This window comes from Bartonella sp. SL320 (assembly GCF_059687635.1).
Genome location: NZ_CM185143.1, coordinates 329,049 through 344,667, shown reverse-complemented (window position 1 = coordinate 344,667; position 15,619 = coordinate 329,049). Strand labels below are relative to the sequence as shown.

General features: G+C 39.3%; 13 protein-coding genes and 3 pseudogenes. 5 read left to right on the top strand and 11 right to left on the bottom strand.

All coding sequences use genetic code 11. The features are described from left to right. Nucleotides 1-5: 5 nt before the first annotated feature. A complete protein-coding gene (tolQ, locus tag AC6ER8_RS01380; RefSeq protein ID WP_497078718.1) occupies nt 6-719 on the bottom strand; it encodes a protein TolQ in 714 nt (237 codons plus the stop codon). A 1,291-nt stretch (nt 720-2,010) separates the two neighbouring features. On the opposite strand from tolQ, the gene AC6ER8_RS01375 reads away from it, so the two are divergent. Beyond that, nucleotides 2,011-2,376, top strand: a complete 366-nt coding sequence (locus AC6ER8_RS01375) for a helix-turn-helix domain-containing protein (protein ID WP_497078716.1) — start codon at nt 2,011-2,013, stop codon at nt 2,374-2,376. A gap of 692 nt (nt 2,377-3,068) precedes the next feature. Here AC6ER8_RS01375 and ybgC read toward each other — a convergent pair. The 8 genes and pseudogenes from ybgC to AC6ER8_RS01335 form a co-directional block, all read right to left on the bottom strand. Next, the gene (gene ybgC / locus AC6ER8_RS01370; protein ID WP_497078714.1) at nt 3,069-3,509 is read right to left on the bottom strand and encodes a tol-pal system-associated acyl-CoA thioesterase; all 441 of its coding nucleotides are present in this window, start codon (nt 3,507-3,509) and stop codon (nt 3,069-3,071) included. Between the two features lie 213 nt (nt 3,510-3,722). After that, the gene (ruvB, locus tag AC6ER8_RS01365) at nt 3,723-4,814 is read right to left on the bottom strand and encodes a Holliday junction branch migration DNA helicase RuvB (protein WP_497078712.1); all 1,092 of its coding nucleotides are present in this window, start codon (nt 4,812-4,814) and stop codon (nt 3,723-3,725) included. Between the two features lie 13 nt (nt 4,815-4,827). Further along, the gene (gene ruvA / locus AC6ER8_RS01360; RefSeq protein ID WP_497078710.1) at nt 4,828-5,442 is read right to left on the bottom strand and encodes a Holliday junction branch migration protein RuvA; all 615 of its coding nucleotides are present in this window, start codon (nt 5,440-5,442) and stop codon (nt 4,828-4,830) included. A gap of 206 nt (nt 5,443-5,648) precedes the next feature. Next, a complete protein-coding gene (gene ruvC / locus AC6ER8_RS01355; RefSeq protein WP_497079705.1) occupies nt 5,649-6,164 on the bottom strand; it encodes a crossover junction endodeoxyribonuclease RuvC in 516 nt (171 codons plus the stop codon). Between the two features lie 465 nt (nt 6,165-6,629). Next, a pseudogene (locus AC6ER8_RS01350) lies at nt 6,630-6,746 on the bottom strand (DUF1465 family protein); the annotation flags it as partial. A gap of 703 nt (nt 6,747-7,449) precedes the next feature. After that, a pseudogene (locus tag AC6ER8_RS01345) lies at nt 7,450-7,724 on the bottom strand (DUF1465 family protein); the annotation flags it as partial. 209 nt (nt 7,725-7,933) lie between these two features. Continuing rightward, on the bottom strand, nt 7,934-8,452 hold the full coding sequence (locus AC6ER8_RS01340) for a DUF1465 family protein (protein ID WP_497078708.1): 519 nt from the start codon (nt 8,450-8,452) through the stop codon (nt 7,934-7,936). A gap of 195 nt (nt 8,453-8,647) precedes the next feature. After that, a complete protein-coding gene (locus AC6ER8_RS01335; protein WP_497078707.1) occupies nt 8,648-9,790 on the bottom strand; it encodes an OpgC family protein in 1,143 nt (380 codons plus the stop codon). A gap of 384 nt (nt 9,791-10,174) precedes the next feature. On the opposite strand from AC6ER8_RS01335, the gene AC6ER8_RS01330 reads away from it, so the two are divergent. Together AC6ER8_RS01330 and AC6ER8_RS01325 are read left to right on the top strand one after the other, a co-directional pair. After that, complete coding sequence (locus AC6ER8_RS01330; protein ID WP_497078705.1) at nt 10,175-10,837, top strand: thiamine phosphate synthase; 663 nt, start codon at nt 10,175-10,177, stop codon at nt 10,835-10,837. Between the two features lie 598 nt (nt 10,838-11,435). Further along, nucleotides 11,436-12,143: a TIR domain-containing protein gene (locus AC6ER8_RS01325; RefSeq protein ID WP_497078703.1), complete on the top strand. Its 708-nt coding sequence runs from the start codon at nt 11,436-11,438 to the stop codon at nt 12,141-12,143. A gap of 215 nt (nt 12,144-12,358) precedes the next feature. Here AC6ER8_RS01325 and AC6ER8_RS01320 read toward each other — a convergent pair whose 3' ends face one another. Further along, nucleotides 12,359-12,553, bottom strand: coding sequence for a type II toxin-antitoxin system RelE/ParE family toxin (locus AC6ER8_RS01320; RefSeq protein ID WP_497078701.1), 195 nt, complete (start codon nt 12,551-12,553; stop codon nt 12,359-12,361). Nucleotides 12,554-12,645: 92 nt separating this feature from the next. Continuing rightward, nucleotides 12,646-12,834: a type II toxin-antitoxin system RelB family antitoxin gene (gene relB, locus AC6ER8_RS01315; RefSeq protein ID WP_497078699.1), complete on the bottom strand. Its 189-nt coding sequence runs from the start codon at nt 12,832-12,834 to the stop codon at nt 12,646-12,648. Nucleotides 12,835-13,968: 1,134 nt separating this feature from the next. Here relB and AC6ER8_RS01310 point away from each other — a divergent pair. After that, nucleotides 13,969-14,334 carry a helix-turn-helix domain-containing protein gene (locus tag AC6ER8_RS01310; protein WP_497078697.1) on the top strand — a complete coding sequence of 122 codons (366 nt, stop codon included), beginning with the start codon at nt 13,969-13,971 and terminating at the stop codon, nt 14,332-14,334. A 363-nt stretch (nt 14,335-14,697) separates the two neighbouring features. Then, nucleotides 14,698-15,096, top strand: a pseudogene (locus AC6ER8_RS01305) (helix-turn-helix domain-containing protein). The last annotated feature ends 523 nt before the right edge of the window (nt 15,097-15,619 follow it).

Here is a 15,619-nt window from a genome sequence, read left to right as displayed (position 1 = left end):
CCTTTTTATAAAGAGGACGTTGCAGCGTGTGTTTCATCAATACGCCGCGATACAATTGTTGAAAATTCATCAGCAAAGTTTTCTATTTGTGCAATGATGCGGGCACTTTCATGGATCAACTTATTATAGGCAATAACGGCTGGAATTGCCGCAAACAAACCAATAGCGGTTGCCAAAAGTGCTTCTGCAATCCCTGGTGCTACAATGGCAAGAGATGTATTTTGAGAAGCTGAAATAGAAAGAAAAGACTCCATAATACCAACCACTGTTCCAAAAAGACCGATAAAGGGTCCTGCGGATCCAAGGGTTGCAAGAAAACTTAATTTTGATTCTATTTTTTCACTTTCACGTCCCAGCGTCAAATCCATCGCCTTATCAATTCTGCTTTGCAAACTTGCCGATGTATGGGTTCCTTTTTCAAGAGATTTTTTCCATTCAGTCATTGCCGCCATAAAAACAGCAGATATGCTGTTGGTGCGTTGACTTTTACACGCAGCATAAAGATCTTCTAACGCCTTGCCGGACCAAAATGTACGTTCAAATTGCTTTATTTCACGCCGTATTCTACGATACGTAAAAATTTTATCAAAAATAATGGCCCAACTCCAAACGGAAGCAAGCAGCAACCCAATCATAACAGCTTTAACAACGAAACTTGCTTGCATAAACAAATGCAACATTCCCATTGTTTCCGGATTTGTTAGTTCACCATGCAGCATAATTTTTATCCCTCTAAATGAAAGGTGCATTTCTTAAAATTCTATAAAACAGATTATTTTACAGTTTCTAAATTTAATTAAAAAACTTTAGTCTCACATAAATCCATACGCTAAAACAAGACCCGTTTTTTAAATTTCTTTTAAAAATGATCATCAAAGACATCCACACCTCCCCCATTTCGCACCGGCATTAACGACAAGATAACCATAAAGCCTCCCCCTCCATAACGACATATAAAGCATGATATAAAATCTTATTCCACCATCTTTACATTTATAACTTTACGTTTATGAAAAGAACGCTACACCACTCTGACTTCCGCCCCTCACCTTAAAGAACAAAAACTCCACCCAGCGCCAGTCTCGTGTGAACAGTCCGGCTTCTCTGAAGAAAATTCCACCTGCTGAGCACTCATGCGGTTTACTTGCATAAGGCTCTACAGGCAAATTCTGCCCAAAATATTTTTAATCTCTCCCTTTCAAAGAAAGAAAGTTTCTCCAATCCTATTTCTAAAGCCCCCACAACCTCACTAAAGCCCCCACAACCTCAAAAGACAAAGTTTCTAACCCCGCACCGTTTTGCCAAAAATAATCTATCAACACACCAGCTTTCCTTAAAGAAAATTCCCTCTATTGGTTTCAGATCCTCGCCTCTCAAACAGCACTATTTTACAGCATAAGAGCATAGCCAATGCTTTAATGGGTCTTGCTAAAATTGGTCTTGCCAATCTCCTTAAAGTACTTCACTAATGAGGTAACTTTGAGCGTCTACGCAGTGATCAAGAGGAAGCCCTAAACCCGAGCATATAATTATGCCCACTCTTGTGGCTATTTTGGAATTCCGGGAGATTTTGCCATATCCAGGTGCATCTCAGCACTAAAAGCAAAAAAGCTGACTAGGGTTCAGTACTTTACTACTCCCGGAATACGCATAAGAGGCGCTCGCAACCGGCGGGAGGGAAAAATGCAATCCCAAAATCTTAATATCGATCTTTGTGTGGGTAAAAAAATTCGCTTAAAAAGCTCTCTTCATTTTTATTGCCAATCCTCTCCAATTACTTTATGAGTAAAAGGGTATTTTTGATCGTATACGCAACGATCAACGGGGATTAAAAACCCTAAGGTCCGATACATAAAAATAAACCCATTGATGTGGGTATCCCGGAATTCCGGGAGTTTTTGCTATGTCCAGGTGCTCGACCGCACTAAAAGCAAAAGGCTGACTGAACTCAGTACTTTACTACTCCCGGAATACTCATGCGAGGGCGCTCGCAACCGGAGGGGGCATAAAGTGCAATCTCAAAATCTTAATATTGATCTTTGTGTTGGCAAAAAAATTCGCTTGAGACGAAAAATGCTCAAAATGTCGCAAACAACTTTAGGAAATGCTTTAGGAATAAGTTTCCAACAAATTCAAAAATATGAAAACGGCTTAAATCGTGTAAGCGCGGGGCGTTTAATGGAAATTGCTGATATTTTGCATGTTCCGATTGCCTTTTTTTATGCAGATATTTCAAAAAAAGAATTTCCCACAAAAGAACATTGCTTACACACTGAGCAAGAAACCTATAGCAAAAAAGAACACGCCCTTTTGAAAACTTTTAGAGAACTTCACCCTAAAAAGCAGGAGGCAATTTGGTGGTTAATTTCACATTAGGCAAAAGCATGAAAAAAACCAAAACTTCCGTTCATTTTACGGATTCACGTTTTGGCGCTTTTGCATCTTGAAAGAAAGCAGCAAATGAAACGATCCTCCGCACCATTCTATAAACACTGGTCTGTCAACACGCCGGTTTCTGATTCTAGCGGATTTCTCAGTTGATTATTTCACAAGGTAATCACTGTCTCTCAAAGAAGAGTAGTCTCCAGCCTGCAAATCCTTCCCTAAAATATTCATCCCTCACTTTCACAAGAAGCCCCTTACATTACCCAACGATCAGAGCAGTGTTTTACGGCATGATAGGATAAACGTTTTAACGCAAAATTTGCAATCAGTCTTGACACTTAAAAAGCTAGGCACTTTATGCCTTTCTCAATCCTTTTTGTATCCACCCATCAGCCCTGCCTATGACAAGAAAAAATATGACATGCAAGAAAATGATTTTGATGAATTCACAAAAGAGTTGGAAATGAGAAAATTCTATGACACTTAAGGGATCCCATTCAAGTTGAATAAGGCGATTATCAATCAAAATCATTCCCTTACACGTCAAAAGCGGGATGAATGTGTGGATAAATTTGTATAAGAAAAGACTAAAAATGGCTCTTATGAACCATCTTAATGCAAGATCTGTTGCAACATTGGGGGCTGACAAATATAACGATGATGCCCGGCTTTGCACAAAACTTTTAACCCAGCATTTTTGTAAAAAGCTCTTTGGGTAAACGTCGCGGTTTTGCCTCCTCATTAATCAAAGCAATTTCAACTTTTGCTGTTACCAACGTAGTCGCCTCATGCACAATAGATTGCTCCATAAAAAAGCGCGCCCCTTGGATATGATCAACACGTGTTTTAACCACTAAAAGATTATCAATTTTGGCTGGTCTTAAAAAACTAATTTCCATATGACGCACAACAAAAAATAGTTTTTCCCCCTCAACCCCTGCAGCTAACATCTTATTATTAAAACCAGTATCCCTTAAAAACTCTGAACGTCCCCGTTCAAAAAATTCTAAATAACGGGCATGATAAACCACCCCGGAAAAATCTGTATCAGCCACATAAACGCGCACCTGAAAATTATGAAAAGCACTTGTATTATTGCTCTTTAAAGGCGTTATTTCTGTCATTAACTTTATGTCCCATAAGATCACTTAAGATAGCAAATTGTTTATCAATAAAAATATTGAACACATTTTTGTGTTGAAGTTATGAAAAGCAAAAAATACAAAAGCCTCACGCGTTCTAAACCCTTTCGATCAGAACACAGAGATAAGAAAAATGCCTCTTGTATTTTATGACCTTGCTATAAAATATTCACATAGTTTCTTTAAAAAGATGCCTTAGTCCTCTTCCCCATCCCATAAAGACGTCTGAAGTGAAGCGTTATCTTGAGCATCAGAAAGTTGAGCACGCTTTTGTATAGACGTTGAAGCAGGCGCGACAAGTCCTAAATGGCTCCAAGCCTTTTCCGTGAGAATGCGTCCACGCGCCGTTCTTTGAATAAAGCCTTGTTGAAGAAGATATGGCTCAACGATATCTTCAATCGCATCACGGGGTTCTGATAAAGCAGCAGCAATCGTTTCAATGCCCACTGGTCCCCCTAAAAAAGTCTCCGCAATCAGGAATAAATAACGCCGGTCCAGTGGATCAAGCCCAAGATGATCCACCTCAAGGCGAGAAAGCGCTTCATCAGCAATTTTTCGGTCAATTTGTTTTGCCTGTTTTACCAAAGCAAAATCACAAACGCGCCGTAAAAGCCGTCCAGCAATGCGTGGTGTCCCACGGGCGCGGCGTGCAATTTCATGCGCACCATCATCACTAATATTAACGGCAAAAAGCCGTGCATTGCGCTGCACAATATATTCTAATTCTTCTATCGTATAAAAATTAAGACGAATGGGGATACCAAAACGGTCTCTCAGCGGTGTGGTCAAAAGCCCCAACCGTGTGGTTGCTGCCACCAAAGTAAATTTAGCCAGATCAATTTTAACCGAGCGCGCCGCCGGCCCCTCTCCAATGATCAAATCGAGTTGATAATCTTCCATGGCGGGATACAGAATTTCTTCAATGGCTGGATTTAAGCGATGAATTTCATCAATAAACAAAACATCGCGTTCTTCAAGATTGGTCAAGAGAGCGGCTAAATCGCCTGCTTTAGCAATAACCGGTCCTGAAGTAGAGCGAAAATTAACACCTAATTCTTTGGCCATAATCTGTGAAAGCGTTGTTTTTCCCAGTCCCGGTGGTCCCACAAACAAAACGTGATCCAACGCTTCCTGCCGCGTTTTTGCCGCTTCAATAAATATTTTTAAATTAGCCCGCGCCGCTTCTTGGCCAATAAAGTCATCAAGAACTTGTGGTCTTAAAGAACGATCTGGATCGTTAGGAAGGGGCGCAGCCCCCAAAAGGCGTTGATCTTCATCTTTATGCATTGTGACCTTTTATTCAAGTAGGAGAAGAAAGCAATTTGAGACTATGACGGATAAGTAGAGCAGACGAAACGGTTTCCCCCTCCAAAGCATTCATCGCAAGAGCAAGAGCCCGCGCGGCTTTCTCACGTTCAAAGCCTAGCGTCATCAATGCGGAAAGCGCATCTTGTGCAGGTTGATTGGTCCTCTCGTTCTGAGAAACCGAAACAGTCTTGACCGCCTGTTCAAAGGGAAGTGTTTTACTTTTTAACTCACCCACAATTCTTTCACTGACTTTTTTACCAACGCCTGGTGCTCGACTAATCATCGCCCCATCGTTTAAAGCAATGGCTTGTGCGAGTTCATCAGGTGATAAAGTGCCCAAGATTGCCAAAGCAACCTTTGCCCCTACCCCTGGAACATTTTGGAGCATACAAAACCACTCCTGTTCAGCTCTTGTCGCAAAACCAAAAAGGCGGATTGCCTCTTCTCGCACATGGGTTTCAATAAAAAGACTTAATGCCTCCCCAACTTCAGGTAAAGAAGGACGCAACCGATTGGAGATAAAAACAACATACCCCACACCATGAACGTCCAGAACAATATGATCCTCAAAGATATGCTCAAGCGTGCCCTTTAATTTACCGATCATGTTTTTACCCCGATCATATCACCATCCTTGCCTGATAAGACCAGCCAATCCTCTCACATTGTATAAAACATATAAAACCAATGTGACACAACACTATACCCCACACCGTCAACATCCAAAAGGCTATAATCATCAAAGATAAAGATATGGGAGTGTTCTTTAATTTATCCATCATGTTACCACCCCAATCATATCGCTATCCTGGCTCATATCACCATCCTTGCCTGATAAGATTGGTTAATACTCTTACGGTGCATGCTATGACAAAGAGCAAGCGCAAGAGCATCAGCTGCATCATTGCTATCAAATTCAGCCCGTGGGAGCAAAACTTTTACCATCATATGGATTTGTTCTTTAGCACCATGCCCAACACCAATAACTGATTTTTTCACTTTGTTGGGTGCATATTCAAAAACAGGAAGATTGGCTTGCGCAGGAACCAACAACGCGATTGCACGTGCTTGCCCAAGTTTTAAAGTTGCTGTCGCATCCTTGTTGACAAACACATGTTCCACCGCCGCTTCATGGGGCATAAATTGATGTACAACCTCTGAAAGACCTTTATGGATCTGACAGAGTCTGGAGGCTAAATCACACTGCACATCAGAAGAAACCGTCCCTGCAGCAACAAACTGAAGACGATTACCCGCAAGATCGATAACGCCCCATCCAGTATAGCGTAATCCGGGATCAATGCCTATAATACGAATCGTCTCTGCCATAAATTTCAGTTTATACACATTTCCCCCTTTTGAATAAAGGCTCGCCCCCAAAGAAAACAGCAGCAAAACTAAAACCAGGAATCAAGACAGCCACGCATCATGCATTTATACAGTATGATACACGAACAAACAGCACCTTTATAGAACATACTTGATAAGACACAAATGTACTCGAACAAAACCATTCGCACCTTATAAGATAAGCCAAATAAAGCATAAAATTTTTCCTTTTATTTCATCTTCACCTCCTATCTCATCTTCAATGTCATAACGCTTAAACCATCACCAGTAAGCAAAGAGAAGATACCTACATTCATAAGTATTAAAGATGCTTCTCTATGGATGATATATATTTCCCACGGGATTTTCATCATCTCAAGTACAAGCAGCAGCTGCTTCCCACCACCCCGCACACCATAGATTTTATACGTGCCTCTCAAACGAGAGTGAATGCGCAACAAATTAGCGAAAAATTTCTGGGTGCTCATTCCAATGCGGGGTTTCAAATTCCAATGTCGGTATCTGAAGAGAAACTTTTACGATTTCTTTTTGTATGTGTTCCGCTGACATTTCCCCTTCGCGCAAAACAGAGAAAATATCTCCCCCGAAAAGCTGTTTTTTAGTCATTCAATTTTCCTTCCCAGCCAATTATCATCGTTCAAGATAAAAGCTGCCCTATCTTAACCAAAACACATAAACCGCAGCATCAAGCGCATAAACCAAAGCCACATATCCTAAACGAAAATGTGCATGCCTCTAAAATTAAGAGCAAATAGGTAAAAAAGCCCAAGAAAATATTCTCTAAGAACGCCCAAAGGCTGTTTTCAGCAATTCAATTTGCTTTGCTCTCGGATTTTCATCATCTCAAGTACAAGCAGCAGCAGCTTCCCACCCCGCACACATAGATTTTATACGTGCCTCTCAAACGAGAGTGAATGCGCAACAAATTAGCGGAAAATTTCTGGGTGCTCATTCCAATGCGGGGTTTCAAATTCCAATGTCGGGGTATGAGACAAGACTTTTACAATTTCTTTTTTTATTTGTTCCGCTGACATTTCCCCTTCGCGCAAAGCAAGAAAATATCTCCCCCGAAAGGCTGTTTTTTAGTCATTCTATTTGCCTTTCCAGCCAATTATCATCGTTCAAGATAAAAGCTGCCCTATCTTAACCAAAACACATAAACCGCAGCATCAAGCGCATAAACCACAGCCACATATCCTAAACGAAAATGTGCATGCCTCTAAAATTAAGAGCAAATAGGTAAAAAAGCCCAAGAAAATATTCTCTAAGAACGTCCAAAGGCTGTTTTCAGCAATTCAATTTGTTTGCCCTCGGATTTTCATCATCTCAAGTACAAGCAGCAGCAGCTTCCCACCACCCCGCACACCATAGATTTTATGCGTGCCTCTCAAACGAGAGTGAATGCGCAACAAATTGGCGGAAAATTTCTGGGTGTTCGTTCCAATGCGGGGTTTCAAATTCCAATGTCGGAGTATGAAGAGATACTTTTACAATTTCTTTTTGTATGTGTTCCGCTGACATTTCCCCTTCGCGCAAAGCAAGAAAATATCTCCCCCGCAAAGCTGTTTTTTAGTCATTCGATTTGTCTTCCCAGCCAATTATCATCGTTCAAGATAAAAGCTGCCCTATCTTAACCAAAACACATAAACCGCAGCATCAAGCGCATAAACCACAGCAACATATCCTAAACGAAAATGTGCATACCTCTAAAATTAAGAGTGAATGAACAAAAACTAAGGAAATATTTTTTAAGAACGTCCAAAGGCTGTTTTCAGCAATTCAATTTGTTTTCCCACGGGATTTTCATCCTCTAAGGAACAAGCAGCAGCAGCTTCCCACCCTGCACACATATATTTTATACGTGCCTCTAAACGCAGTGAATGCGCAACAAATTGGCGAAAAATTTCTGGTAGTTCGTTCCAATGCGGGGTTTCAAATTCCAATGTCGGAGTATGAAGAGATACTTTTACGATTTCTTTTTTTATTTGTTCTGGTGACATTTCCCCTTCACGCTCTGCCCGAAGGAGAAGGAGTTGAGAGGCAATTTGCATAAGTCGTGTACTTAAATACATCGCCTCTTTTGCATAGATTGCAGAAATTTCTGCCGAAAGGGAACGTGCCACGACTTTCCCTTCTGAATCGATATAGGCTGCTGTTTTTTCAATCAGTGCCATTGTCTCTTCATAAAGACGATTAAAAGCATTTTCAAAAGCATTATGCTCAATCATGATAATGGGTTCATCATAGGGACGTTTATGTACGCTCACGCTTTTATACTCCAAATATCAGCACAAAACCACACCACTCAACACTACCCCACTCAACGAATAGAGTCCTAAAAAGTTTCTTTTGTTACTGTATAGAATGCTTTTTTTAATTGACTACCTCTTTTACATTTTTTGCGCAACGCACTTTTTATACTAAGGTTAACGCAGCACAATAGCCACCATGAAACCGTTTTTTTACAAACGGATCAGTTTCCTTGGAAACGAGCCCTGCAAAAATCGACGTTTTTCACAATAATAAGCGACGCCAAATTGCAAAACAATACCCGTTATTATTAAGAGGCTATCGGAAAAAAACGTTCCTGTCATCACTGTTTTTACAACTTGTCCAAACATCGCAAAAATAGTTCCCGTTATAAAGACCGGTAAACTATGTTTTCCTAAGATTGCTAAAGGATGTTGCTCTGAAACATAAAACCATTTATTGACACGCGGCAAGCATACAATAAGAAAAGCTAATGCAAGAACATGGAGCAAACGTGGTAAGCTTAAAAAAGTTTTATTAAAATTGATCAACGGAGAAGACCAGCCCAACCACCCCAAAATGCCCCACCAGTTTAAGCGAACCCATAACAGTGCTAACAAGAGATATCCTGCCGCACAAACCACCCAAAAGGACTGAAAAGCGATTGTTTTTCCTTGTTTATGCGCTAAAGTGCTGGTCAAGCCTATGACAAATAAAAGTTGCCAAGACAAAGGGTTAAAAAACCATTTTCCCTCTATAGGATAAGAAGGAGGAGCAATTTTATAAACTCCGCAAATAAGATAAAGTATCAATGAACCTAAAAGCAACCACTTTGTCTGTTTACAACTCCAATATAGGATAAAAGGTGCAAAAAACATCAAAACCATATAAAGCGGAAGAATATTATTATAGCCTAGTTGATGCCCCAAGCTAAAACTATGCAAAAATGCCGTAAGTGGCTGTGTGACAAAAAGCCCCACATTGTTCATCATTAACAGTTTTTCTGTTTTCCATAAGAAAAAGGCGCCTAAAAAAAGGCTTAAAGTTACAAAGGTTGTAAAAAGATAGGCCCCATAAAGTTGCAAAGCCCTATACCAAAGTTTTTGGATAATAAAAATAAAAGGCTTGTTCTGTAACTGCCCCTGAAAGCTTAGGCCCAGCGAAACACCTGAAAGCAAAACAAAAATTTCAGCAGAATCAGAAAAACCAAAATTTTTATGGGTTATATGCTCATAGAGCGTTCCAGGAATATGGTTGATGAAAATTGTCAATAAGGCTAAAGCACGAAAAACGTCAATGCGTGTATCACGATGGAAATGTTGTGTATTATGCTCAAGAATACTTTGGTGCTTCATCAGCTGACTCCCACACACCCTACCCCTTTAAATTACCTAAAAACGGTGGTGATCCTCATCGCAAAAAAAACAATAAAAACAATGTAAGAATAAACTTTAATTTTGAAGAGTCAAGTTGCTTTATAAGCATCATTTTTTTAAAGAAAAAGAATAAAAAACCACCCTGCATCGCGCACAACAAAAGGCAACATTTTATACTCAAATTATACTCAAAAAAACGCTCATTACTCAATTAAATGGATTTATTCATAAATGGATTTCCACGCACCACAAATTTCCACGCACCATAAAAAGTTAGATAAAATGATGGTGCCCTTTATCGCAAACAAGATAGGATGAAATTTTAATTTTTAAATGTTATTTAAAAAGAAACAGGAATTTGACATGACACAACAAAAAAACAAACCGATTGAATCGCCTTTGTTTCCTCAGTTGGTTTTAACACTTGATGTTCGACGCAATACCCCAGACAGTTTTTTGCGTCCGATTTTGCAAACCAAATCTTTTGCCTGTGTCATTCTTTATGATTCTGAAAAGCAAAAAGATGATGGTTCTTTTTTACAACGACAAGCTCAAACTTACGCAGAAGATATTCAAAACAATGATGCTGCTCTTGTTATTGCTGGTGACAGCCGCATTGCCGGACGCATAAAAGCTGATGGTTTGCACATAGAAGATGATCTGAACACCCTTGAAAGCTTTAAAAATCAGCAAAAGGAACAAAAAATCATCGGCTTTGGCAATTTACGCAATCGCCATAGTGCTATGCTTGCCGCAGAAACAGGGGTTGATTATCTTCTCTTTGGCAAATTAGGAGCTGATAAAAAACCCCAACCGCACCCCCGCAATCTTCAGTTAGCCACATGGTGGGCAGAGATTATGGAAACCCCCGCCATTATTCAAGCAGGAAGCGATTTTGCAACCTTTGATGAAGCCTTAAAGACGGGATGCGAGTTCGTTGCCGTAGAAGAAATTATTTTTGCCAACGACACCCCCTTAGCTTTGCTTGAAATTTGCCAAGAAAAATGTAAAAATTTCCCCTTGTAAAGCTCTTCTTTTTTTCATTGACTCTTGTAAAGGAAAAAACAAACTAAAGCATACTCTTGAACACGCACCCCACCCCGCCACATCTTGCAGACACACACATTCTATAGTCTAAAAAGAAACAATTACTCTTCTTCAATCATCAAATGTTTGTGCAACATTTGATGAAGAGACCGCCTGTAAATTCATTGCCGTTAAAGATATCATCTTTGCCAACGACATCCCCTTTCCCCTGCTTAAAACAACGCAAAAGCGCCCCCCTTTTAATACGGGAAGAATTTATAAAGAAAGCGTTAAAAACAACACTACAGCGACCACTATATTACCTATGGTGGACACACGGTAACAGATAAAGAGAATAAAAATACGTTTTGCGTACCTTAAAACTCAATAAAATTGCTTCATAATTCCAATCAAACGAGCTGAAAAAGCTAGCGAATTTTTTTGACATAATATCATAATATATAGAAAGAAGGATCATAAAAGCTTTCTAATTCAATGCTTATAAAAAAAACCATTACGATTGGGGGATAATCATCATTTTCTCATATCAATAGTGAATACAAACAACTGATGATAAAAATATAAAGGGGATATAAAAATGGAATATAAATACAGAGGAACGTTTGAAGATCTTCAAAAGATAGTTTGCAATGCTGGATATTGCATTCTAGACGCTAAACCTCTCTTACATAATTCTTCTGGAAGATATCAGATCAAAACCTCGTGTGGAGGAATTATTAATTGGTATGAAAGTACAGGAACACTTAACTTTCAAGGTAAAGCATCCGCTGCAAGAAAGTTAAAAGAAGATTTAACTCCAAAGATTGCTTCCAATACATCAAATAAAAAAATTTTTATCGTTCATGGTCATGATCATGTCTCCTTAACAAAGCTTGAAAATGCTCTTCTCAAACTTAGGCTCGATCCATACATTCTACAAAATACGAGTGGTAATGGTTTACCCATCATTGAAACTTTGAAACAAGAAATTTGTAATGGTTCTATAGGGTTTGGTATTGTACTGCTAACACCTGATGACGTGGGTTATGCGAAGACTGACGGTGAAACAAAGGCCAAAGATCGTGCACGACAAAACACTGTTTTCGAAATGGGTATGTTAGTCGGCGTGCTTCCTCTTGATAGAATTGCTATTTTATACAAAGAAGGTGTTGAAATACCTTCAGATGTTAATGGAGTTCACTACCTTTCTTTTAAAGAAGACATAAAAGAAACATTTCCTAAACTTATGAAGCGGTTAAAAAAAGCAGGCTTCTCTTTAGATGCAGATGCAATTGATGCATTATAAATTTAAACAACACTCATCTTTAATTTTGAAAGTATACTTTATTCACTCGTAATTTACTTTAAGCAAGCACTATCCCATACGCAAAATAACTCTATTTTTTTCCTGCTTTTTAACTCTCTCCACAAACACGGGGTTGATATCATGGCTTTGGTCATCGTTCCAGAGAAGTTGAGAAGCAAGAATAGCCTCTCATTCAATTAAAGAGAAGTAGGCAATTAAAGAGAAGTAGGAACTTCACGTCGCGCATGTACGACAGCGATAATTTCGCTTTGATTTGCAGCAACTCGATACAATATAAGGTAATTTGGATGCGCTATAATTTCTCGCAATCCGAGCACCTTCTCACTCTGTCTGTACAGGTAGGGATGTTCAGCCAATGGCAGTACAGATTCTTTCAATAACCTTTTCATTCAGCGTGCAGCGAAGGGATTCTCGCGAGCAATGTAAGTTAAAATCTAACGCAAATCATTACGAGCCGAAGGCAACCAAACAATCAGAAGCATCACTGTTTCTGTTCAGCTTCAAGTTGATCTATGATAACTTCCATTTCAGCCATAACCTCATCGTGCGGAATAGAAGGAGATGGATTTGCAAGACTTATCGCGACCTTATCATGCAACCATGTCGTGTAGCTTTTTTCCTGCTCAACGGTTTCGAACTCTGAAATGAACGGAGAAAGGGTGGTCTTCATAGCTCTATGTCCTTATCCTTTCCTTAATATTGAAGATAATGGCTATGGTTTATGGTATCAATATTAGAGTATTGAAAACGTTTAATTTTTTAAGCATCAAAAGTTTTTTTGATCTTAAAACTTAAGTTTTTTTATCCCTCTCCACAAACACGCGGCTGATATCATCATTTTGGTCATCGTTCTAGAAAAGTTGAGAAACCGATAACCTCTCATTAAAAAACAAATTTTGATCTTAAGAACTTATTTTTATTGTAAAATTTCTGAAATGGCTTTAGGGATTAAAAAGTGTTTTGATCGCATACGCAATAATCAAAAGAGCTCTGAAAAATCTAAGCTTTAGCGTAAAAGTACACCCGTTTTTCGAGTGTGTGAAATTCCGGGAGATTTTGCCATGTCCAAGTGCTTTTTAAGCACTAAAAGCAAAATGCTGAGTCAAGTCAGTGTTTTTAACTCCCGGAATACTTCATGCGAGAGTGCTCGAAATCCTAGCGGGAGAAGCCAAACCAGAAATTCTCAAAATCACGTTCCCATTGGCAAAAAAATTCGCTTAAAAAGCTCTCTTTATTTTTATTGTAAAGTTTCTGAAATGGCTTTAGGGATTAAAAAGTGTTTTGATCGCATACGCAATAATCAAGAGAACTCTGAAAAATCTAAGCTTTAGCGTAAAAATACACCCGCTTTTCGAGTGTGTGAAATTCCGGGAGATTTTGCTATGTCCAGGTGCTTACCAGCACTAAAAGCAAAATGCTGATTCGAGGTCAGTGTTTTTAACTCCCGGAATACGCATGGCGCTCGCACAAGGTAGGAGAAGCCAAACCAGAAACTCTCAAAATCACGTTCCCATTGGCAAAAAAATTCGCTTAAAAAGCTCTCTTCATTTTTATTGCCAATCCCCTCAAATTACTTTATGAATAAAAAGGTGTTTTGGTCGCATACGCAACGACCAAGAGGGCTCTAAAACCCTGAAACCTACGCGTGAATCTACCCTACTTTGTGGGTATCCCGGAATTCCGGGAGTTTTTGCTATGTCCAGGTGCGTTTTACGCACTAAAAGCAAAAAGGCTGATTAGGTTTCAGTATTTTAGACTCCCGGAATACTTATGCGAGGGCGCTCGCAACCGGCGGGAGGGAAAAATGCAATCCCAAAATCTTAATATCGATCTTTGTGTTGGCAAAAAAATTCGCTTGAGACGAAAAATGCTCAACATGTCTCAAACAACTTTAGGAAATGCTTTAGGAATAAGCTTCCAACAAATTCAAAAATATGAAAACGGCTTAAATCGTGTAAGCGCAGGGCGTTTAATGGAAATTGCTGATATTTTGAAGGTTCCGATTTCCTTTTTTTACGCGGATATCATCACAAAAAAACAGCCCCCCTACCATCACGATGAAATCATCTCGGATACAGAAGAATATCTGCTTCTTAAAAGATTTAGAACGCTCACTACTGTAAAAAAGAAAGCCTTTTTACAGCTCATCTCTGATGAGAATGCAAGCTAACATCATGCGATAGCGCACACCACGCTCTCCATAACGCGATACGCACTATAAGGCGTACCACGCGTTGTTCAAAGCCTCTCTCAATGTGGTTATTTTATTGCCTTCATGCAAAACACATCACCTCTCATTCAAAAAGCTGTTTTTTATTGTAAAGTTCCTCAAATTACTTTACACACTAAAAGGTGTTTTGGTCGCATACGCAACGACCAAGAGGGCTCTAAAACCCTGAAACCTACGCGTGAATCTACCCTACTTTGTGGGTATCCCGGAATTCCGGGAGTTTTTGCTATGTCCAGGTGCGTTTTACGCACTAAAAGCAAAAAGGCTGATTAGGTTTCAGTATTTTAGACTCCCGGAATACTTATGCGAGGGCGCTCGCAACCGGCGGGAGGGAAAAATGCAATCCCAAAATCTTAATATCGATCTTTGTGTTGGCAAAAAAATTCGCTTGAGACGAAAAATGCTCAACATGTCTCAAACAACTTTAGGAAATGCTTTAGGAATAAGCTTCCAACAAATTCAAAAATATGAAAACGGCTTAAATCGTGTAAGCGCAGGGCGTTTAATGGAAATTGCTGATATTTTGAAGGTTCCGATTTCCTTTTTTTACGCGGATATCATCACAAAAAAACAGCCCCCCTACCATCACGATGAAATCATCTCAAATACAGAAGAATACCTGCTGCTTCAAGATTTAGAATGCTCACTTCGATAAAACAAAAAGCTATTTTACAGCTCATCTCTGATGAACATGCAAACTAAAATGATGCGATAGCATACACCACACGCTCTATAACGCGATACGCACGCATAAAGCCTACACACTCTCTAATATTCTGCTCTCTTCATTGAATCAAAATGAAACCCAGCATCATGATATAGAGCGCTATACGCTCTCACACGCTCCGTTATTGACGTACCATCACAAGCCGGCACCATCGTTATATTTGCCAACCTTTGAGTGTTGCGGACCAACCCTTGGGCTTGTAAGACGGTTCATGAAAAACCATTTTTAGTCCTTTCTTTAGCAATTTTTACCGACACACTAGCCGCACTTTTGACGTACAAGCAAGTGATATGAATTGATTTAATATAAGAGGGATTGTGATGAGAAAATCTTACAATATTCAGAGTTATGATTCAAACTAAAAAAAGATAGTTTATCATTATAAATCAATGCATTAAATATACATAAAAAGGAAAAGTCTCCTACAATTTTTCAATCTGTAAAAAGTTTAATATCTTTTGGAGCTCGTTTCCACTACTTGACCACTCATGCGGTTCA